We start from the raw sequence: 20,204 nt of genomic DNA on the forward strand, positions 1-20,204 counted from the left end.
GCGCAGCGGGTAGAGATGGAAAATGAATCAAGAATTTTAATTGTAGATGATGAGGATCGTATTCGTCGTTTATTGAAAATGTACTTAGAAAGAGAACAATATACGATTGAAGAAGCAGATAATGGTGATACAGCTTTAGAAATGGCGTTGCAAAATGATTACGATTTAATCTTATTAGATCTTATGATGCCTGGTAAAGATGGCATTGAAGTATGTAAAGGGGTTCGTGAGAAGAAAGCGACACCAATTATTATGCTGACAGCAAAAGGTGAAGAAGTAAATAGAGTACAAGGATTTGAAGTTGGAACAGATGATTATATTGTAAAGCCATTTAGTCCACGTGAGGTCGTACTACGTGTGAAAGCGGTATTACGTCGTGCTGTACCAACAACATTCTTTACACAAGATACAACGACAAAAGATGTTACTGTATTCCCGCACTTAACAATTGATAACGATGCACACCGTGTTACTGCAGATGGTAATGAAGTAAACTTAACGCCGAAAGAATATGAGTTACTATTATTTTTAGCGAAAGCTCCTGATAAAGTATTCGATCGTGAGCAACTGTTAAAAGAAGTATGGCAATATGAATTCTTCGGAGATTTACGTACAGTTGATACACATGTAAAGCGTTTACGTGAGAAGTTAAGCAAAAAATCACCAGATGCAGCGAAAATGATCGTTACTGTTTGGGGTGTAGGTTACAAATTTGAGGTTGTGAACGACTGATGCTTTGGAGAAGTGTAGTAGGGAAGTTATGGATGACCATATTACTTCTCGTTTCGTTTGTTCTTGGATTTGTTGCGATTTTACTTTCACAGTTTTTTAGAACGTATTATGTTGATATGAGTGAAGCTAGGCTTCAAAAAGTTGCAACAAGTGTTTCAGAGTTAATTGAAGAAGGTGCCGATGTAAAAACGATTGAGAATATCGCTTACAAATTCTCTGACCCACTTTCAAGGATTATTATTGTAGAAGATGGTAAAGAAATCTCTTCTTCACCGAAACAAGAAGGGTTAGTCACTCTTACAATGGATGACTTAAAAGAAGATAAAGAATTAGCGGCTGTGTTTACAGACAAAAAAGAAATTAAGAATAATATTAGAAAAGCGTCTAATAGTAGGAAGAATAAAAACACCGAAAATGATATTATGATCGTCGGAAAACCAGTGCAATCAAAAAATCAAAGTGCAGTGTTCGTATATGAATCTTTACAAGTACCGATACAAGGTATGGAAAGAACAACTGATTTTATTTTCTTATCGGCTGGAATTGCGATTATATTAACAACTTTCTTTGCGTTCTTCTTATCTACTCGGATTACAGCACCGCTTCGTAAAATGCGTGAGGTTGCTTTTGAAGTGTCACGTGGGAAGTTTGATGCAAAGGCTCCTATGGTATCTCAGGATGAGATTGGTGAGCTTGCAACGGCCTTAAATCAAATGGGAAAACAGTTGAAGTTTAATATGAACGCCTTGCAACAAGAAAAAGAGCAGTTAGCAAGTATTTTGAGTAGTATGGCAGATGGGGTTATTACGTTAAATCAAGAAGGTGAAGTCGTTGTAATCAATCCGCCGGCCGAACATTTCTTACAAGTTTGGCAAGAAGAAAAAGAGATAGAGTTAAGTAAAAAATTACCTTCTGAACTTGTGGAATTATTCCATCTCGTTGTAGAAAGCGAACAACAACAAGTTGTTGAAATTAATTTACAAAAAGGAAACTATGTAGTTCTTATGACGCCGCTTTACAATCAAACGAAAATTCGTGGAGCTGTAGCAGTGCTGCGAGATATGACGGAAGAACGTCGTCTTGAAAAGATGCGTCAAGATTTTATTGCGAATGTATCACATGAACTTCGTACACCAATGGTCATGCTGCAAGGGTATAGTGAAGCGATTTTAGATGATATTGTGCAAACGAAAGAGGAAATAGATGAGTTTGTTCAAATTATTTATGATGAATCTGTTCGTTTAGGTAAACTTGTAAATGAATTGTTAGATTTAGCTCGTATGGAAAGCGGTCATGTAGAGTTACATATTGGTGAAGTGGATATACATCCGTTTGTTGAAAAAATTGGTCGTAAATTCCAAGGGATTGCAAAGGATAAAGAGGTCGCGTTAACGGTTGATTTCAAAGATCCAATTGAACAATACCCGTTTGATGCAGATCGTATGGAACAAGTATTGACGAATTTAATTGATAACGCAATACGTCATACGAATGCAGGCGGACATGTAACGCTTGTAATTGATACGAAAAATAACGGTCTTATTTTTGAAGTACAAGATTCGGGTGCAGGCATTCCAGAAGAAGATATTCCATTTTTATTTGATCGTTTCTATAAAGCTGATAAAGCAAGAACACGTGGGAAAAAGGGTGGAACAGGACTCGGGCTTGCGATTGCGAAAAATATTGTTCAAGGCCATGATGGTAAAATTTCTGTATCAAGTGTTGTTGGAGAAGGAACTACATTCTCTGTATATTTACCGAATCGTATAATTTAGATATGCGTTTTTAAAGTTGATAATGAATAAAGTTCTGCTGTTTTTTATTTTTTTGTAAACTCAATTAAATAAAGAATGGTAGAACTTTTTTCTATGTTGCTCGAATAAAGAATAACAAGAGAGGTGCTGTGAAGAAATGAAATTATATACAAAAACAGGAGATAAAGGAACGACAAGTGTAATAGGTGGCAGGGTTGATAAAGATGATATCCGTGTGGAAGCGTATGGAACAATAGACGAGGCAAATTCTCATATTGGATATGCAATGACTAAGCTTCAAGGTGGGGCTTTTATAGATATTTACAATGAGCTCGAAAATATTCAACATGAACTATTTGATTGTGGAGGAGACTTGGCAATAGTGGAACAAAAAATTCCTTATAAAGTGACAATTGAGATGGTTGAAAGTTTAGAAAGAAAGATTGATTTATATATAGAAGAAGCCCCGCCACTAGAACGCTTTATTTTGCCAGGTGGTAGCGAGGCGGCGGCTACTATTCATATTGCACGTACTGTTGTAAGGAGAGCAGAACGCTCTATAGTATCATTGCAAAAAGAAGTGAAAATAAATGAAGTTGTATTAAAGTATGTAAATAGATTATCTGATTATTTGTTTGCGATAGCTCGAGTAATAAATGCCCGATTACAAGTGAAAGATGTGGAGTATAACCGTAGTGCATTAGTTTTTCGTGATAAAAAAGAGAAGGAAGTGGAGTAATTCACTTTCTTTTTTTGTATACTTTTTTCTGTAATATACCAAAATAGAGAAGGTATGGTGGTAATTAGAAAACGGAGGATGTATATGAAAGTTTTAAAATGCGGTGTCATGTTATTGAGTATACTGTTTGTATCTCAATTACATGTTTATGCAGAAGAAAATCGATGGACATGGCCTGTTGAAGGTCAGATAAGTGATTATTTTGGGACAAGGCATGGAAAACACTATGGTATTGATGTAGCTGCGCCGATTGGAACGCCTGTGGCAGCTATCCAAGATGGTAAGGTAACGAGGTCTTATTATTCAAGTAGTTATGGAAATGTTGTATTTATTAAACACGGAGAATATGAGGCTGTATATGCACATTTAAATAAGAGATATGTGAATCAAGGAGATTATATTTCCAAAGGAGAAAAAATTGGAGAAGTAGGGAACACGGGAGAATCGCGAGGTGCGCACTTACATCTAGAACTTCATCAAGGAAGATGGACGATGGCGAAAAAGAATGCGATGAACCCATTGCTTGTTTTAAGTGAACAAAGAAATGAAGTTGTTTCTTCGTCATTATATGTCGTACAAAAAGGCGATACTTTAGTTAGTATTGCACGGAAATTTAGTATGACACTTAAGGAAATTAAAGAAAAAAATGGATTGCAGCAAGAGCTAATTTATCCTAATCAACAATTATATGTTAAGTAAAGGAAACGCCTCAAAAATTAAACTTTGAACAAATTTATGTTCTTCTTAAATAAGATTCAATGTAAATGAAATTATATGGGCGCTTTTGCTAGAACTATTGAGTGAATCAGAGCATCTATATCTAAAAGAAAACCGTCCCAAAATTTATTTTGGGACGGCTTCTTTTACCAAAAAATAAAGACACATATAAATCCAGAAATAGCTAAATAGCTATATAAGTAAAAAACTTTTGTTCTTGTTTTCTCTTTTGTTCGAAACAGTACGATAGTCGGTTCAATTAAACCGATTGTCAAACAAAGTAGGCCAAGAAGCATACAACCAATCGAAATAGAATACAGGGCGATTTGTGGTGCCTGAAATGGAATCATCCATTTTAATAAAAATGCAATAAGTGCAGTGTAACAAATACTACCGATGTATTTATTCAGTGGTGTATTAGAACGAAAACCAGGAAGTTTTTTTAAGAAAGAGCGGGAAACAACTTCTGTTTGTAAAGATGTATGCTCTTCAATAATTTTTTGAGCTTCTTTTCCTTTTTGAAAAAGAGATAAGATCCAATTTCGCTCACCCTGAAAAATAAATTGAGAAGTTGTCAAATAGTGATCAATCTTCACTTTATTCCAACTCTTCCACGGATGACGCTCACACAATTTTAATTTACTTTCTGTTTTTTTATCATACTGATAAATACTGATGCCATCTTCATCGAAAGTAGCATAGTATGTCTCGTTTGAGAATGTGCCTAAATCAATTGGGCAGTAGAAAAGTAATTCTTTTTTTAAGTAAAAGTATTCTTTTCTTAAGTTTTTTTTCATTGCTTCTCGAATAGAATGTCTCTTGTCTTTTTTCATGACATTTCCTCCATAACTCAGAAAATGTTCTTATCTTAACAATTCAATATCTTATCACTTTTAATTATATATGACTAGGTAATTCAAAAGAGAAATGCCGAATAATAAAAAATATGGATTGTATTGTAAAATATCTCGCAATTTATTTTTTTGTTACGAAAAATAAATAACTAATTTTAAATAAGTTACAATTTTTTAGTTCACAATGTTATGAGGTTGTTGTATAATGAAGGGGAAAATAGAATATCGGTCTATCTTCGGGGCAGGGTGAAAATCCCGACCGGCGGTGATGAACTATTTATGATTTTGTTCTAAGCCCGCGAGCCGTTAAGGCAGGATTTGGTGTGATTCCAAAGCCGACAGTATAGTCTGGATGGGAGAAGATGGAGGTTCAAGCGTTCAAAAAAGATATGGATTTGAACGTCTGTTTGATGTGCCTTAAATTCTCCCTTTGTGTAAAACACAAAGGGTTTTTTCGTTCTATGAAAAAATAGGCATAGCAGAACCTTTCCACTTTCCATGAGATGATCGATGGAAAAGGAGAGAGAAAGATGAAACAAAAAAACAGTGTAGTGCAGATGGTGAGTGTAGCGATGCTAAGTAGTATTGCATATTTACTAATGATGTTGGATTTCCCGTTCCCAGGGCTTCCGCCATTTTTGAAAATTGATTTTAGTGATGTACCAGCTCTAATTGCGGCAATTATCTTTGGACCAGTAGCAGGAGTGATTGTAGAGGCGATAAAGAACATTTTACATTACGGGATTCAAGGAAGTCTAACGGGAGTACCAGTTGGAGAAATTGCAAACTTTATTGCAGGATGTTTATTTATTGGGCCAGCAGCTTTCTTATTTAGAAAGTATCGTACTGTGAAGAGTTTAACTACAGGATTAATGCTAGGGACAATTACAATGGCACTTATTATGAGTGTATTAAACTACATCATCATATTCCCGGCGTACACTTGGTTTTTAAATTCACCAGCTATGTCTAGCGAAGCTATAAAAACAACGGTTGTAACGGCAATCTTACCATTTAATTTAATTAAAGGGATTGTTGTAACAATTGTATTTGTAGCATTATTCTCACGCCTGAAAGTATGGGTGTTTGCAAAAATGAAAAATGCATAATATATACTAAAACCATTAGTAGTGTGAAACTACTAATGGTTTTTTATTAAGGAAAATAAAGTTTAGATACAAAAAATGCCCCTCATCAATATGAGGGGCATTTTTTGAAGTTAATAAAAGACTATTCGAATTTTAAAGCGTCTCCGTCGAATGATTCGTCAGCAACTTTAATTGAGTCAGTTGGACAGCCTTCGAATGCATCCATCATATCTTCAATTAATACATCTGGAATTTCAACGATACCTTGGTTATCATCTAATGTTACAAATGCAATACCTTCATCATCATAGTCATAAATGTCTGGTGCAGCAGCGCCACAAGCACCACATGCAATACAAGTATCTTTATCAACGATTGTATATTTTGCCATCTTTTTTCCCTCCTGATAATATGTATGTGAAAAGCTCGCCATAAAAATTATAACCTTATTGTAAAACGGTTTGTAAAACTTTTCAACATAAAATTATAATGATAATGCTTATCAATTAGAGTGTCAACTTATTTTTGAATTATGTCATAAGATTTTCAAAATACGTAAATATGATTTCGTTTGATACAATAGAATATATACAAGTATATAGTTCTTATATGATAAGTTTAATGAGCGACAGTAGATAGTGTAATTGTACTGAAAAGAATGAAGTTAAGATTGGAAGGTGGAAGCGGTCATGCAAATACAATATACTTTGTTGCATTGTTTAAAACAATTGAATGGTGAAAGAACCGTTTCTTCTATTTATTATTTACTAAAGGGCAAACGTTCTTCGCAAACTTTACAAGATGGAAATATGTTCCGAATTTCTTTTTTGTTCGGAATATATAAATCATTAAATAGAAATGACTATGATGGTGAAGTTGCAAAGTTGTTGCAAGCGGATTTTATTCAAGAAATACATGAAAATACATATGTGTTAACACCTACGGGTAAAATGCAGTTACATAAATGGGAGGAAGTTTATGCTTTTCCGGCGCATTTGCATGGTTTACATTATGGTGAATTAGGTGAAACATTTTGGAAAAGATTATCATTAATTATTCAAACCATATCAAATTTACAACAGAATAATACGAGGTTTATTCCAATTCAGCAAGACACAGAAATAATGATGTGGGTGAAACGTTTTCTAACAGGAAGGCCATATAAGAGAAGTGAGTTGGCGAGAAAACTATGGACGGAAGTACATAATCTTTTAGAAAAGAGTAATGCGATAGAAGCGACGATTGTAACATATCGATTAACAGGTTATGAACGCATTGGTTGTACATTGCAACAATTAGCAGAAATTACGAAACAAGATATATTCAGGGTGTATTTTTTATTTTGGGGTACAATACATTTCTTTATACAAGAAGTTCGTGATAAAGAAAATGAATTTCCACTATTAGCTGAAATTATATCTTATCCAAATGAGAGAGCTGAATTATTTAGTTTATCCACGAAAAAAACATATAATTTTTGGAGACAAGGACGTTCTTTAGAAGAAATAGCGACGATTCGGAATTTAAAGGTTGCAACGATAGAAGATCATTTTGTTGAAATTGCTTTGCGAGAAAAAGATTTTTCTATTGAAATGTTTATGGAAAAAGAAAAGATAGACAAAGTAATAAAAGTAATTGAAGCATTGCAAACGCGGAAGTTACGTGTTTTGAAACAAGCGGTTGGAGAAGATATCTCTTATTTTGAAGTTCGTCTTGTATTAGCGCGGATGGAGGGTGTAAATGAAACTTGAAGAATATTTATATAAGTGGTTTGGATATTCTGAATTTCGTCCAGGTCAAAAAGGAGTAATTACAGATTTATTAGAAGGAAAAGATGTGATAGCAATGCTTCCGACTGGAAGAGGGAAATCTATGTGCTATCAGTTTCCGGGGCTTATGCGAGAAGGAACAGTGCTTGTTGTATCACCGTTATTATCTTTAATGGAAGATCAAGTGACACAATTAAAGTATGTTGTGAAAAACCGAGTGATAGCATTTAATAGTTTTCGGACATTAAATGAAAAAAGAGAAGCGATGAAAAAATTATCTTCATATAAATTTATTTTTGTTTCACCAGAGATGTTGCAGTCGGAGTTATTAATTAGGGAATTGAAGAAAATTCATATTTCATTATTTGTTGTTGATGAGGCTCATTGTATTTCTCAATGGGGTTATGATTTTAGACCGGACTATAAAAAACTAAATGTAGTTATTGAAAATATTGGTTCTCCTACAGTATTAGCATTGACAGCCACAGCGACAAAAGGGGTACTGCAGGATATCGCAGATAGTTTAAATTTAAAGGATGCCGCGGAACATGTATACTCTATTGATCGTCCTAATATTGCAATGGATGTGCGATTTGTAGAGACGATAGAAGAAAAGAAAGAGGCGCTTTTAGAGCAGGTGATGTATTTACAAGGGCCGGGGATTGTATATTGCTCAAGTAGAGCGTGGACAGAAAGGTTAACGGAATACTTGAGAGGGAAAGGTGTTACTGGTGTAGCTTTTTATCATGGTGGTATGGAACATGAAGAGCGTATGTTAATTCAACAGCAGTTTATGAACGATCAATTGCAACTTGTAATATGCACAAGTGCATTTGGTATGGGGGTAAATAAGGCGAATACGCGATATATTATTCATTTTCATTATCCAACTAATATAGCCTCTTACTTACAAGAAATCGGAAGAGCTGGAAGAGATGGCGAACCGAGTATAGCTATTTTATTATGTAGTCCGTTGGATCATGATTTACCAATTTCAATCATTGAGGATGAATTGCCAAGTAAGTCACAAATACAATTTTTATTTTCTTTACTACAAGAAAGAATGTTTCAAACGAAGGAATTACCAATAGAAGATGTAGAAGAAATTTGTTATAATGCAGCAAGATTTAATGAGCAATATTGGCGTTTCGTTCGTTATCATCTCGAACAGGTTGGAATTATACAACAACGAAGATTATTATTAGAAGGTTTGTCAGATGAAATCATGAACCGATTAATAGCTGAAGTAGAAATAAGGTTGCGTAATAAATATAGTGAGCTAGAAAATATGAAGTCATGGATACAAGTTAAAGGGTGTAGACGTGAATATGTGCTGCAACAGTTTGGTTATAGGAAAGAGCAAGAGTTAATTAATTGCTGCGATTATTGCGGTATTACCAAAGAAGATTATAAAAAAAGACGAGCGCAACAATCGGATTTCGACTATAATTGGGAAACAGAGTTACAAAAGCTTTTCGGCCTAGAAAAGATGGGGGAATGATGAACATTCAAAGGCATAATGTTGAAGATATGAGTCCGCAGGAAATAAGGCTGAATCTATATATAACACAGTTAATTATTATCGGTATTGGCTGTTTACTGGCATATATATTATTTCAAGATGTAAAAGAAGTCTTTAATTTATGGAAATGGGAACCAGTATCTATACTTATTATAGGTGGTTTGTTAGCGATTGGTATTGTGTTATTAGATTATGTTGCAATGCGAGTGTTTCCGGAGTCTTGGTTTGATGATGGTGGTATTAACGATAAGATGTTTCGAGGAATGTCCGTTCTACACTTACTCGTTATTACGTTCTTGATTGGTTTTGCAGAAGAATTTTTATTTAGAGGTGTAGTACAGACTCATTTTGGAATTGTAATTGCGAGCTTCGTATTTGCAGTGTTACATATTCGTTATATAACAAAGCCATTTTTGTTTTGTTTCGTCTGTTTCATTAGTTTTGTCTTTGGTTATGTATTTGAATGGACAGGAAATTTGTTTATAACAATCTTTGCACACTTTCTTGTTGATTTTATAATGGGACTCCAATTAAGAAAATAAATGGAAGGTGGTGGTGAACAACATGAGGAAACGAATTCCTGATTTTGAAGAGGAATTAGAAGTTGAGCGAGTGGAAGAAAAAGAAAGTTTACCGCCGCGTAGTGAAATTCATAGAAATAAAGAGAAAAAACAAAAGTTTAAAATAAATCACATTTTCGTCCGGGTTTTAACATTTCTATTCATTCTGCTGCCGATTAGTATTTTGTGGTACACGGATAAATATATTCAGGTGAAGGGTGATAGTAATAATGCTGGAAAAAGTGCGTTTGAAGTAATCTTCTTTGATTCAGCTAAATCTGAGTCGCAGAAACATTCTGAAAAAGTAATAACGCATACTGTGAAAGAGGGAGAAACTTTAGAAAGTATAGCGAAGCAATATTTTTCAGATGGAAATGGAATTGAAGTAATTAAAAAGTATAATAACTTGCAAGAAGATGAAGTGAGTGCGGGTCAAGAATTAAAAATTCCGATAAAAGATAAGTCCACAAAGCAAGAAAGCTAGCGAGTTAAGCGATCACAGTTTGTTATAAAAGCCTAGGATTATCTTTATGAGGAGGGAGTCAAAAATATGATATGGATTATATTATTCAGTACTCTCATAGGCATGGGGATTTTATTACTTTTTGTGATGTATAAAGAAGCGATGCGTAATACGGTGTTGGAACATACTTTAGTATTTAAAGAATTTCCGAAAAGTTTTCAAAAAGTAAATGTGTTTTTTATTTCTGATATTCATAGAAGGGTCATTTCGAATTTGTTAATTGAACAAGTAAAAGGAAAAGTAGATCTCGTAATTATCGGAGGAGATTTAGCAGAGAAAGGTGTCTCTTTATCAAAAATCTCTGCGAATATTCAAAAGTTAAGAGAGATAGGTCCTGTATATTTTGTGTGGGGAAACAATGATTATGAGATAGAATATCATGAATTAGATGCGTTATTATTAGAAAATAACGTAAAAGTTTTAGATAATACAAGAGTGGTATTTGAGTCTGAATTAGGAGAGAAAATTTGTTTGCTCGGTATAGATGATGTTGGATTGCACCGTGATCGTCTAGATTTGGCATTGGCGGATTGTAAAGAAGATGGTTTTCGTATCCTAGTTAGTCACAACCCTGATATAATAAAAAAAATGTCTGGAAATGAACAGATTTCACTTGTGTTAAGTGGACATACGCATGGAGGACAAATCCGATTATTCCCATCTAAAAAATATTTAAAAGGTGGCGTATATAACCATTTGAATACGATTCTCTTTGTTAGTAATGGGTATGGAACAACATTGATACCACTTCGTTTCCGAGCACCTGCTCAAACACATATCATTACATTGTGCGGAGGGAAATGATGCCAACTCTTAGTGGGAAATATAATATAAAAGCCGTTTCGAATATAATTGGAGTTCAGCCGAGTACGCTTCGTGCATGGGAAAGACGATATCAAATTATTGCCCCAAAGCGGAATCAAGCTGGGCATCGCTTATATACAGAAGAGCATATTCAAATTTTAAAATGGTTAATGGAAAAAGTTTCTTCCGGTATGATGATTGGACAAGCAGTTCAGTTATTAGAAGAGAATCGTTTGCAGAGTACAGTTCAAAAAGAGATACATTTCGATAAAGAAGTTGTTTTAGTGGACGATTTGCTACAAGCTTTGTTAAAATTTGATGAAATTACAATTGCTGCATTATTAAACGAAGCTTTTAGTATATATTCAACTGAAAAGGTTGTTGCCAGTATCGTTCTTCGAGTGACAGACAAATTATTAACGTCAAAAAATAATAATGAGATTTCAATGGTGCAATTTCAATATGCACTATCATTTTTACAAACGCGTCTAGGGATGGTGTATCACAATGCCTCAATGTTTTCCTCTTTACACAAAGTTATTGTGTTAGAAAAGGATGCATTGAAAGGATTTATTTTTTCAACTTATTTACGCTTAAAAGGATATGAGGCGATATATATTAGGACAAGCTTAGCTGAAGATGGTATGTTATCAGCGGTAGAGGAAATACAGCCGAAATATGTATTTATATCTTTTGCTGACGAACAAGAAATGAAAAAGACGATGAACTTTATAAATTTATTACAAGAAAAAAGGGAATCTCTTTCTGTTGGATTTATCGGAAAGCTAGGCGTTCTAAACCAGTTGGACATTGAAACAATCTTAATTGGTGATACGAAAGAAGAATGGGATGGATGGTTAAAAATGTCGGAATAGTTGTTCGAAAAGAACCATCTATTTTCTATTTCATATAATAAAAATTAGATGCATTGGTTACGTAGGGAGGGTATGAGATGAGGCTGGAACGATTAAATTACAATAAGATAAAAATTTTTCTAACATTTGATGATTTATCTGAACGAGGATTAACGAAAGAAGATTTATGGAGAAATGCACCGAAAGTACAGCAATTATTTCGTGATATGATGCAAGAAGCAAATAAGGAATTAGGGTTTGAAGCAGATGGTCCGATTGCAGTTGAAGTGTTTTCTCTACAAGCACAAGGGATGGTTGTAATTGTAACGAAAGAAAATCAAGAAATGGATACAGATGATGAGTTCCGTGACGAGTTTATTGAAATGCAAGTGACTCTAGATGAAAGTGAGCATATATTATATGAGTTTGCTACTCTAGATGACGTAATTAACCTGTCGAATCGCTTATATAACCTTGGTGTAACTGGCGGAAAGCTATATACGTGGGATGAGCGCTTCTATCTTTGGGTGGAAGAAGAGGAACAAATTCAATTGTTAAAGGCGGATTTTATAGCTATTTTAGCGGAATACGGTAATCCGTCTACAGCAACCATTTATCGCATCATGGAGTACGGTAAAGAATTAATGGATGTTAACGCGATAGAACAAATACACAATTACTTTGTGAAAAAACAAAACCTCAGCTAATACAACATAGCTGAGGTTTTGTTTTTATTTGGAGAAGGGAAGGGATGATTGTAAATACTCGAACATACTTTTTGAAAATAAAATATGCAGTTTTATGGGAGTGTGGTTGATGAAAATAAAAAATATTTAAATATTTAAGTATTTTACTTTTCTAAAAGTAATAAAAGGACTATAATAATAGTGAAAACGCTTGCAACAGAAAATAGTTTGTATATATTTGTTAGCGTTTTCTATTGCATTCCAAATTTAAGGGTGTATACTAGGCAATGAAGGTTTACTAAACAAGTGAAATTACAGGGGGTTTACTTACTATGGTAGCCGAAAAGGGAACTCAAACAAAAACACAACAACAAAGGGAACAACATTTTGAACTATTGAATTCAACACAAATTGTTATTAGTGAAGCGTTAGAAAAATTGGGTTATCCAAACGAAGTATATGAATTATTAAAAGAACCAATTCGTATGATGACAGTGAAAATACCAGTTCGTATGGATGACGGGACTGTTAAAATATTTACAGGATATCGTGCGCAACATAATGATGCTGTTGGTCCAACGAAAGGTGGAATTCGCTTCCATCCGAATGTAACAGAAAATGAAGTGAAAGCACTTTCAATCTGGATGAGTTTAAAATGTGGTATTGTTGATTTACCATATGGTGGAGGTAAGGGTGGAATTATCTGTGATCCACGTGAAATGTCATTCCGTGAGTTAGAAAGATTAAGCCGCGGTTATGTACGAGCAATTAGCCAAATCGTAGGTCCGACGAAAGATATTCCAGCTCCAGATGTATTCACAAACTCTCAAATTATGGCGTGGATGATGGATGAGTATAGCCGTATTGATGAGTTTAATTCACCAGGATTTATTACAGGTAAACCGCTTGTATTAGGTGGATCACATGGACGTGAAACAGCAACAGCGAAAGGTGTAACAATTTGTATTCGCGAAGCTGCTAAAAAACGTGGCATTGATATTAAGGGTGCACGCGTTGTTGTTCAAGGATTCGGTAATGCTGGTAGCTTCTTAGCTAAATTTATGCATGATGCAGGTGCGAAAGTTATTGCAATCTCAGATGCTTACGGCGCGTTACATGATCCAAACGGATTAGATATTGATTATTTATTAGACCGTCGTGATAGCTTCGGTACAGTAACAAAGCTATTTAACAATACAATTTCAAACAAAGAATTGTTAGAACTTGATTGCGATATTTTAGTACCAGCTGCAATTGAGAACCAAATTACAGAAGAAAATGCTAATGATATTAAAGCAAAAATCGTTGTTGAAGCTGCAAATGGTCCAACAACATTAGAAGCGACTAAAATTTTAACAGATCGCGGAATTTTGCTTGTTCCAGACGTGTTAGCAAGTGCTGGTGGTGTAACAGTATCTTACTTTGAGTGGGTACAAAACAACCAAGGTTACTACTGGACTGAAGAAGAAGTAGAACAACGTTTAGAAAAAGTAATGGTAAGATCATTTGATTCTATTTATGAAACAGCACAAGTTCGTAAAGTGAACATGCGCTTAGCGGCGTACATGGTTGGTGTTCGTAAAATGGCTGAAGCAAGCCGCTTCAGAGGTTGGGTATAAAATATTATATCTTGAGAAAACGTGATTTCCTTTCGAGGGAATCACGTTTTTTTGTTGAAGTATTAAATGAGGTGTTGTATATGGAGAATGAAATGCTGGAACGAGTAGAACAATTAGAAGAGAAGGTTAAGAGGTTAGAGGGAGAACTTGCAAGAACGATGAAAGCTCGAAAAATAAGTACCGTTCGGATGTTCGGGGAAGGGCTACTGTTTTTGGTATTTGGTGTGGTTGTAGTAGGGCCGATTATTGCCGTTGTAATCTCGATTTTTACTTGGCTTGCTGAAAAATAAAATAAAAATAAAAAGAACGCTTGTTCTATACGAACAAACGTGCTATACTCTCCTTAGATAAACAAAACGGAAATGATTTTAAGGAGAGATAAATGATGAAAATGACAGTAGACCAAAGATTTATGATGCCAGCAGATGTTGTAGAGCGAGTGGAAGTATTACGAAACAAACAAAGCAAGCGTGGCACATTATTACAATCGGTAAATAAATTTTTCGGTTTAGATACGAAAGAAGATTGTGTTTGGTTTTACGGTTTTTATGGAGTGGCTGTAAGTATCTTGTTGTTTATGGTGTTCACTTCAAATATTTTCGATTTTCTCTTCGCGTAAGAAATATGCGATAAGGACATTGCTACCGAATACATATATAAGGAAGTAAGGTAATCTTCTAGAGCGGGAGTTGGTAGCAATGGCGATGTTTCCTATAGAGCGCAACTATATTGGATATGGAAGTTCACGACCGGGGATTCCTCTGACTAAAGTGAGATTTATTGTAAGCCATGATACGGGGAATCCTGGAAGCGATGCGATAGGGAATCGAGATTACTTTAATGAATTACAACCGAAAGCTTCGGCGCATACATTTATAGATGATAAAACAATATTGGAGATTATTCCTATAAATGAAGTTGCGTATCATGTTCGATATGGTGTGCCGACGGATAATGACTTATATGGCTATGACGCGAATAAGGCGGCCATTGGAGTGGAACTTTGTTATGGTGGTGATGTTAACTTTTGGGAAGCATATAATCGTTTTACATGGTATCATGCGTATTTATGCCAAAACTTTGGCTTAAATCCGAAAAAAGATATCGTGTCACATAAAACGCTTGATCCAGCTAGAAAGATTGATCCTGAGAATGTATTAGGGAAACAAGGTATTAAATTTCAGCAGTTTTTAGCAGATGTCTATCGGATGTACGTTTCGTTTAGATGACAAATGTATGAAAAATGAATACAATAAAGATAGGTGCCTACTGCTGTAAGTAGGTTTTTTCTTGTTTTTATAAATAGTGTATTGGTAGAAGACTAGGAGTGGACGAGTATGCAGAAAGAAACAGTTATTATAATCGGAGGCGGTCCGTGCGGATTAGCGGCTGCAATTTCGTTGCAAAAGGTAGGGATAAATCCGTTAGTAATTGAAAAAGGAAACATTGTAAATGCCATTTATAATTATCCAACTCATCAAACATTTTTCTCTTCTAGTGAAAAATTAGAAATTGGTGATGTAGCTTTTATTACAGAAAATCGTAAGCCAGTTCGAAATCAAGCGCTTGCGTATTATCGTGAAGTAGTAAGACGTAAATCTGTACGTGTAAATGCTTTTGAGCGAGTGGAGAAAGTTCAAAAAGATGGAGAAGTTTTTCAGGTTGAGACGACAAAGCGTGACGGAAGTAAGGAAATATATATAGCGAAATATATTGTTGTAGCAACTGGATATTATGATAATCCAAATTATATGAATGTTCCAGGTGAGGAATTGAAGAAAGTAGCTCACTATTTTAAAGAGGGGCATCCTTATTTTGATCGAGATGTAGTAGTTATAGGTGGGAAAAACTCGAGTGTAGATGCCGCGTTAGAACTTGTTAAATCTGGTGCACGTGTAACGGTACTGTATCGTGGAAGTGAGTATTCACCAAGCATAAAGCCTTGGATTTTGCCGGAATTTGAGGCGTTAGTACGAAATGGTACAATTCAAATGCATTTTGGGGCTCATGTGAAAGAAATTACTGAGCATACATTAACGTTTACAGTTGATGGTGAAGCTCTTACAATCAAAAACGATTTTGTATTTGCGATGACTGGTTATCATCCTGATCATAGCTTCTTAACGAAGATGGGTGTTCAGATTGATGAAGAAACAGGACGTCCAATTTATACAGAGGATAGAATGGAAACGAATGCTGAAAATATTTTCATTGCAGGTGTCATTGCTGCTGGAAATAATGCAAATGAAATATTTATCGAGAACGGAAGATTTCATGGAGATGCGATTGCGCAGACCATTGCATCAAGAGAAAAATAAAAAGGAGCTGTCGGGAAAACCTCGACAGCTCCTTTTTATTCGTGCATAAACATATTTTGAATGGATTCATGAGAATTTGTATTCTCTAATGCAACAAGTAATTTAATGCGTGCTTTTTGTGCATTTAAGCCGTATGTGAATACAATGCCCATATCTTTTAAGTGTTTACCGCCACCTTCATACGAATATACGTCTTGAACGATACCGTTGAAACAGCGAGAAACTAATACGACAGGAATACCTCTATTTAATAATCTTTCTAGACTAGGTAGTGTTCTTGGAGGGAGATTACCTTGTCCAAGAGCTTCGATAACAATGCCGTCTACAGGAAGATTTTCGATTGCTGCTAATAATGTATCATCCATGCCAGCATATGCTTTTAGAACAACTACATTTTTAGACACTTTGTTTATCGTATATGTTTCGTGATGTACTAAAGCGTGATGGAAGACAACGCCGCGTTTTGTTACCATTCCAATTGGTCCGTATTGTGGGCTTTGGAATGTTGCAACATTACTTGTATGTGTTTTCGTTACATTTGTAGCGCAATGAATTTCGTCGTTTAATACGACTAAAACACCTTTTTCTGCAGCTTCATCACAACTAGCAACTTTTACAGCTGATAAGAAGTTATATAGACCATCAGCACCTAACTCATTGCTAGAGCGCATTGCACCTGTCACTACGATCGGAATAGTTGCTTGTACTGTTAAATCTAGGAAATAAGCTGTTTCTTCTAATGTATCCGTGCCATGCGTAATGACTACGCCATGAATGTTGTCTTGTTTTACTCTTTCATCAATGATGACTTGTAATTGTAACATTTCGCTCGGTGTCATATGAGGAGATGGTAGGTGGAACACATCTTCAACGATTAAATCAACATCGCCTTCTAAATCAGGAATGAATTTTAAAAGAGGATTTTTTTCACCTGGTTGTACGACCCCAGTTTCTTTATCTTCCTCCATTGCAATTGTTCCACCTGTGTGTAAAACTAGGATTCTTTTCAATGCTTATACCCCTTTCAAGTAAAAAAATACATTTAGAACATAACATGTTTTGAGTAAATTCGACAATGGAAATGTATAAAAGTATGCCTCGAAAATGACAATAAAATTAACTGCTATATGTACGATGTATAAAATCATGAAACGAAATGTGCAAATATAGTATAGGAGGGAAGAATTCCGGTGAAAAAGATGGAGAGAATTTTTATTCGTATATTAATAATACAATTCATTTGTCTTTCTATTGTGCAATTGTTATTTATACATAAGTCATCAGTGAAATATTTATCTAAAATTGTTTATTATGAAGGTGTCATGGTAAAAAACAAAGTGGAAATCTTGCAGGTGAATAGGTAGTTTTCATTTTCTTCTATGAAGGATTATGCTACAATAATTGAGGATTTAATGACGTGAAGCAAATGAGAAGAAGCAGGGTGAACACCTGCTTTTCGTTTTGTTTTATAAGTGAAAAAATGAGGTGTTACAATGGATAAACGAATTTCAATTGCTATAGATGGTCCAGCAGCTGCTGGGAAAAGTACAGTGGCAAAAGTTGTTGCGAAGGAACTTTCTTACGTTTATATTGATACAGGCGCAATGTACCGTACGCTTACATATGCAGCCCTTGAACAAAAAGTAGACATTGAAAATGAAGAGCAGTTAATGGAAGTTGTAAAGAATGTAAATATTGAGTTTCAGCAAGGAGAAAATACACAGCTTGTATTTTTAAATGGACAAGATGTTTCTGAAGTAATTCGTACACCTGATGTGACGAATCGAGTATCTATTGTAGCGAAACATCGCCTTGTTCGTGAAGAAATGGTACGTCGTCAGCAAGAGTTAGCGAAAAAAGGCGGCGTTGTAATGGACGGCCGTGATATTGGTACACATGTATTACCGGATGCTGAAGTGAAAATCTTTATGCTTGCTTCTGTTGAAGAAAGAGCGGAAAGAAGACATTTAGAAAATTTAAATAAAGGTTTCGATTCTAATTTAGAGCAGCTAAAAGAAGAAATTGCTCAGCGTGATAAATTAGATTCAGAACGCGAAGTTTCTCCACTAAAAAAGGCTGATGATGCATTGGAATTAGATACGACTTCTTTATCAATTGAAGAAGTTGTCCAAAAAATTATGAGCATTGTTTCTGGAGTGTTTGCGAAATAAAGAAAGGGGATAGTCCTTTTTCTTTTTTTGTTTAAATAGAAATGTAAAGGATACGTGAATTGTGAGTCTCTTTCCTTGACAAATGAGCTGATTTGTAAGAAGTTAGTTAAAGAGGAATGAAACTGTCAGAATATATTCGCTATTATATTTCAAAACATACTTTTTTCAAGCTGGTTTTGCTGTATACTATTTATATAGGTTTAATATATTTTCTTGTGAATGTTATTGAAAAAGAGTATGTGATGAGAAATTCTTAAACATGCAAATGAAAACTTTGTTTTCATTTCGTATATACATAAAAAATGCTTTGTCAATTCTGTAGGGAGGTATTTCCATGGTAGAGAAAATGAATGAAGAAGTTATGGATTCAAAAGAATTACAAGTTGGTGACGTTGTTACAGGTTCTGTAACGAAGGTTGAAGAGAAACAAGTGCTTGTAAATGTTGGATACAAAACAGATGGCGTAATTCCAATTAGTGAATTAGCTAACGTTCATATTGAAAAAGCAAGCGATGTTGTAGAATTAGATCAAACACTAGAGTTGAAAATTATTAAATTAGAAGAAGATGATCTTGTCTTATCTAAACGTGCTGTTGATGCAGAAAAAGCATGGGTAGAACTACAAGAGAAATTTACTTCTGGTCATGTATTTGATGTTACTGTAAAAGATATTGTGAATGGCGGATTAGTTGTGGACCTTGGTGTTCGCGGTTTTATTCCAGCTTCACTTGTAGAAGTACATTATGTAGAAGACTTTACTGACTATAAAGGTAAAACATTAGCGGTGAAAATTGTTGAATTAGACCGTGAAAAAAATCGTGTAATCCTTTCGCATAAAGCGGTAGTAGAATTAGAACTAGATTCTAAGAAAAAAGAAGCAATTTCTTCATTAAAAGAAGGGGACGTTGTTGAAGGAACAGTACAACGATTAACTGACTTTGGCGCATTCGTTAACGTTGGTGGAGTGGACGGTTTAGTTCACATTTCACAAATTTCACACGAACGTGTAGAGCAACCTTCTGAAGTGTTAGAGCAAGGTCAAAAGGTTAAGGTAAAGGTGTTATCTGTTGATGCTGATACACAACGTATTTCTTTATCAATTAAAGCAGCTCAACCAGGACCTTGGGAAAACGTTGCTGGCGAAATAAAAGCTGGAGATATTCGTGAGGGAGTAGTAAAACGCCTTGTTACATTTGGTGCATTCGTTGAGATTTTACCGGGCGTTGAAGGGCTTGTACACGTATCTCAAATTGCAAATCGTCACGTGAAAAATCCGAATGAAGTATTGGAAATGGGACAAGAAGTAAAAGTGAAAGTACTTGAAGTTCACGTAGCAGAGAAACGTATTTCTTTAAGTATAAAAGAAGCGCTTGAGGAAAATAATGTAACTGAAGATTATAGTCAGTATGAGCCAAATGCTGATTCTGCTACTTTCCAATTAAGTGATATTATTGGTGAACAACTGAAAAAATTAAAGAAATAATGAGGGGTACA

The 20,204-nt window shown here is 34.9% G+C and carries 23 protein-coding genes and 1 riboswitch; of the genes, 20 read left to right on the forward strand and 3 right to left on the reverse strand.

Going from position 1 to position 20,204, the window contains the following annotated elements; all coding sequences use genetic code 11:
* Nucleotides 1–15: 15 nt before the first annotated feature.
* The 4 genes from resD (at nucleotide 16) to V6946_RS07830 (ending at nucleotide 3,924) form a co-directional block, all read left to right on the forward strand.
* Complete coding sequence (gene resD / locus V6946_RS07815; protein ID WP_000426861.1) at nucleotides 16–732, forward strand: DNA-binding response regulator ResD; 717 nt, start codon at nucleotides 16–18, stop codon at nucleotides 730–732.
* Nucleotides 732–2,507, forward strand: a complete 1,776-nt coding sequence (gene resE, locus V6946_RS07820) for a sensor histidine kinase ResE (RefSeq protein WP_000964673.1) — start codon at nucleotides 732–734, stop codon at nucleotides 2,505–2,507. The genes resD and resE overlap by 1 nt, the downstream gene beginning before the upstream one ends.
* Nucleotides 2,508–2,643: 136 nt before the next feature.
* Nucleotides 2,644–3,225: a cob(I)yrinic acid a,c-diamide adenosyltransferase gene (locus tag V6946_RS07825; RefSeq protein ID WP_000781266.1), complete on the forward strand. Its 582-nt coding sequence runs from the start codon at nucleotides 2,644–2,646 to the stop codon at nucleotides 3,223–3,225.
* A gap of 84 nt (nucleotides 3,226–3,309) precedes the next feature.
* A complete protein-coding gene (locus V6946_RS07830) occupies nucleotides 3,310–3,924 on the forward strand; it encodes a peptidoglycan DD-metalloendopeptidase family protein (RefSeq protein WP_000866119.1) in 615 nt (204 codons plus the stop codon).
* Between the two features lie 164 nt (nucleotides 3,925–4,088).
* On the opposite strand, the gene V6946_RS07835 is transcribed toward V6946_RS07830, so the two are convergent.
* Nucleotides 4,089–4,775, reverse strand: coding sequence for a hypothetical protein (locus V6946_RS07835; protein ID WP_000710837.1), 687 nt, complete (start codon nucleotides 4,773–4,775; stop codon nucleotides 4,089–4,091).
* A gap of 249 nt (nucleotides 4,776–5,024) precedes the next feature.
* Nucleotides 5,025–5,164: riboswitch (FMN riboswitch) on the forward strand.
* 162 nt (nucleotides 5,165–5,326) lie between these two features.
* Between V6946_RS07835 and V6946_RS07840 the strand changes: the two genes are divergently transcribed.
* Complete coding sequence (locus V6946_RS07840) at nucleotides 5,327–5,905, forward strand: ECF transporter S component (RefSeq protein WP_000810855.1); 579 nt, start codon at nucleotides 5,327–5,329, stop codon at nucleotides 5,903–5,905.
* A gap of 121 nt (nucleotides 5,906–6,026) precedes the next feature.
* Here V6946_RS07840 and V6946_RS07845 read toward each other — a convergent pair whose 3' ends face one another.
* On the reverse strand, nucleotides 6,027–6,275 hold the full coding sequence (locus V6946_RS07845; RefSeq protein WP_001151993.1) for a ferredoxin: 249 nt from the start codon (nucleotides 6,273–6,275) through the stop codon (nucleotides 6,027–6,029).
* Nucleotides 6,276–6,573: 298 nt separating this feature from the next.
* On the opposite strand from V6946_RS07845, the gene V6946_RS07850 reads away from it, so the two are divergent.
* The 12 genes from V6946_RS07850 (at nucleotide 6,574) to V6946_RS07905 (ending at nucleotide 16,539) form a co-directional block, all read left to right on the forward strand.
* The gene (locus V6946_RS07850) at nucleotides 6,574–7,635 is read left to right on the forward strand and encodes a helix-turn-helix domain-containing protein (RefSeq protein WP_001167004.1); all 1,062 of its coding nucleotides are present in this window, start codon (nucleotides 6,574–6,576) and stop codon (nucleotides 7,633–7,635) included.
* Entirely contained in the window at nucleotides 7,625–9,154 is a 1,530-nt protein-coding gene (gene recQ / locus V6946_RS07855; protein ID WP_366981534.1) for an ATP-dependent DNA helicase RecQ, read from the forward strand. The genes V6946_RS07850 and recQ overlap by 11 nt, the downstream gene beginning before the upstream one ends.
* Nucleotides 9,154–9,717 carry a CPBP family intramembrane glutamic endopeptidase gene (locus V6946_RS07860; protein ID WP_001025780.1) on the forward strand — a complete coding sequence of 188 codons (564 nt, stop codon included), beginning with the start codon at nucleotides 9,154–9,156 and terminating at the stop codon, nucleotides 9,715–9,717. Before recQ ends, V6946_RS07860 begins: the two co-directional genes overlap by 1 nt.
* Before the next feature lie 22 nt (nucleotides 9,718–9,739).
* Complete coding sequence (locus V6946_RS07865; RefSeq protein ID WP_001231553.1) at nucleotides 9,740–10,219, forward strand: LysM peptidoglycan-binding domain-containing protein; 480 nt, start codon at nucleotides 9,740–9,742, stop codon at nucleotides 10,217–10,219.
* Between the two features lie 66 nt (nucleotides 10,220–10,285).
* A complete protein-coding gene (locus V6946_RS07870; RefSeq protein ID WP_000637791.1) occupies nucleotides 10,286–11,062 on the forward strand; it encodes a metallophosphoesterase in 777 nt (258 codons plus the stop codon).
* Entirely contained in the window at nucleotides 11,062–11,937 is an 876-nt protein-coding gene (locus V6946_RS07875) for a MerR family transcriptional regulator (protein ID WP_001142718.1), read from the forward strand. Before V6946_RS07870 ends, V6946_RS07875 begins: the two co-directional genes overlap by 1 nt.
* 77 nt (nucleotides 11,938–12,014) lie before the next feature.
* Nucleotides 12,015–12,623, forward strand: a complete 609-nt coding sequence (locus V6946_RS07880) for a genetic competence negative regulator (RefSeq protein ID WP_001235402.1) — start codon at nucleotides 12,015–12,017, stop codon at nucleotides 12,621–12,623.
* Between the two features lie 311 nt (nucleotides 12,624–12,934).
* Nucleotides 12,935–14,221, forward strand: coding sequence for an NAD-specific glutamate dehydrogenase (gene gudB, locus V6946_RS07885; protein ID WP_000225173.1), 1,287 nt, complete (start codon nucleotides 12,935–12,937; stop codon nucleotides 14,219–14,221).
* An 80-nt stretch (nucleotides 14,222–14,301) separates the two neighbouring features.
* Nucleotides 14,302–14,511, forward strand: coding sequence for a hypothetical protein (locus V6946_RS07890; RefSeq protein WP_000426763.1), 210 nt, complete (start codon nucleotides 14,302–14,304; stop codon nucleotides 14,509–14,511).
* Nucleotides 14,512–14,603: 92 nt separating this feature from the next.
* Nucleotides 14,604–14,840: a DUF3961 domain-containing protein gene (locus V6946_RS07895; protein ID WP_001983018.1), complete on the forward strand. Its 237-nt coding sequence runs from the start codon at nucleotides 14,604–14,606 to the stop codon at nucleotides 14,838–14,840.
* A 79-nt stretch (nucleotides 14,841–14,919) separates the two neighbouring features.
* Nucleotides 14,920–15,450: an N-acetylmuramoyl-L-alanine amidase family protein gene (locus V6946_RS07900; protein WP_277546592.1), complete on the forward strand. Its 531-nt coding sequence runs from the start codon at nucleotides 14,920–14,922 to the stop codon at nucleotides 15,448–15,450.
* A gap of 108 nt (nucleotides 15,451–15,558) precedes the next feature.
* Complete coding sequence (locus tag V6946_RS07905) at nucleotides 15,559–16,539, forward strand: YpdA family putative bacillithiol disulfide reductase (RefSeq protein WP_001168524.1); 981 nt, start codon at nucleotides 15,559–15,561, stop codon at nucleotides 16,537–16,539.
* Nucleotides 16,540–16,574: 35 nt separating this feature from the next.
* On the opposite strand, the gene ansA is transcribed toward V6946_RS07905, so the two are convergent.
* Complete coding sequence (gene ansA, locus V6946_RS07910; protein WP_000822010.1) at nucleotides 16,575–17,549, reverse strand: asparaginase; 975 nt, start codon at nucleotides 17,547–17,549, stop codon at nucleotides 16,575–16,577.
* Between the two features lie 180 nt (nucleotides 17,550–17,729).
* Here ansA and V6946_RS07915 point away from each other — a divergent pair, with 180 nt between their 5' ends.
* The 3 genes from V6946_RS07915 to rpsA all read left to right on the forward strand — a co-directional run bounded on the left by V6946_RS07915 (nucleotide 17,730) and on the right by rpsA (nucleotide 20,193).
* A complete protein-coding gene (locus tag V6946_RS07915) occupies nucleotides 17,730–17,903 on the forward strand; it encodes a YpfB family protein (protein ID WP_000738054.1) in 174 nt (57 codons plus the stop codon).
* Between the two features lie 129 nt (nucleotides 17,904–18,032).
* Nucleotides 18,033–18,710, forward strand: coding sequence for a (d)CMP kinase (gene cmk / locus V6946_RS07920; protein ID WP_000361252.1), 678 nt, complete (start codon nucleotides 18,033–18,035; stop codon nucleotides 18,708–18,710).
* A 334-nt stretch (nucleotides 18,711–19,044) separates the two neighbouring features.
* Entirely contained in the window at nucleotides 19,045–20,193 is a 1,149-nt protein-coding gene (gene rpsA / locus V6946_RS07925; protein ID WP_000229559.1) for a 30S ribosomal protein S1, read from the forward strand.
* Nucleotides 20,194–20,204: the final 11 nt, after the last annotated feature.

It is taken from the genome of Bacillus sp. PPSBB_2 (assembly GCF_045291115.1).
In the GTDB taxonomy this organism is placed as follows: domain Bacteria; phylum Bacillota; class Bacilli; order Bacillales; family Bacillaceae_G; genus Bacillus_A; species Bacillus_A cereus.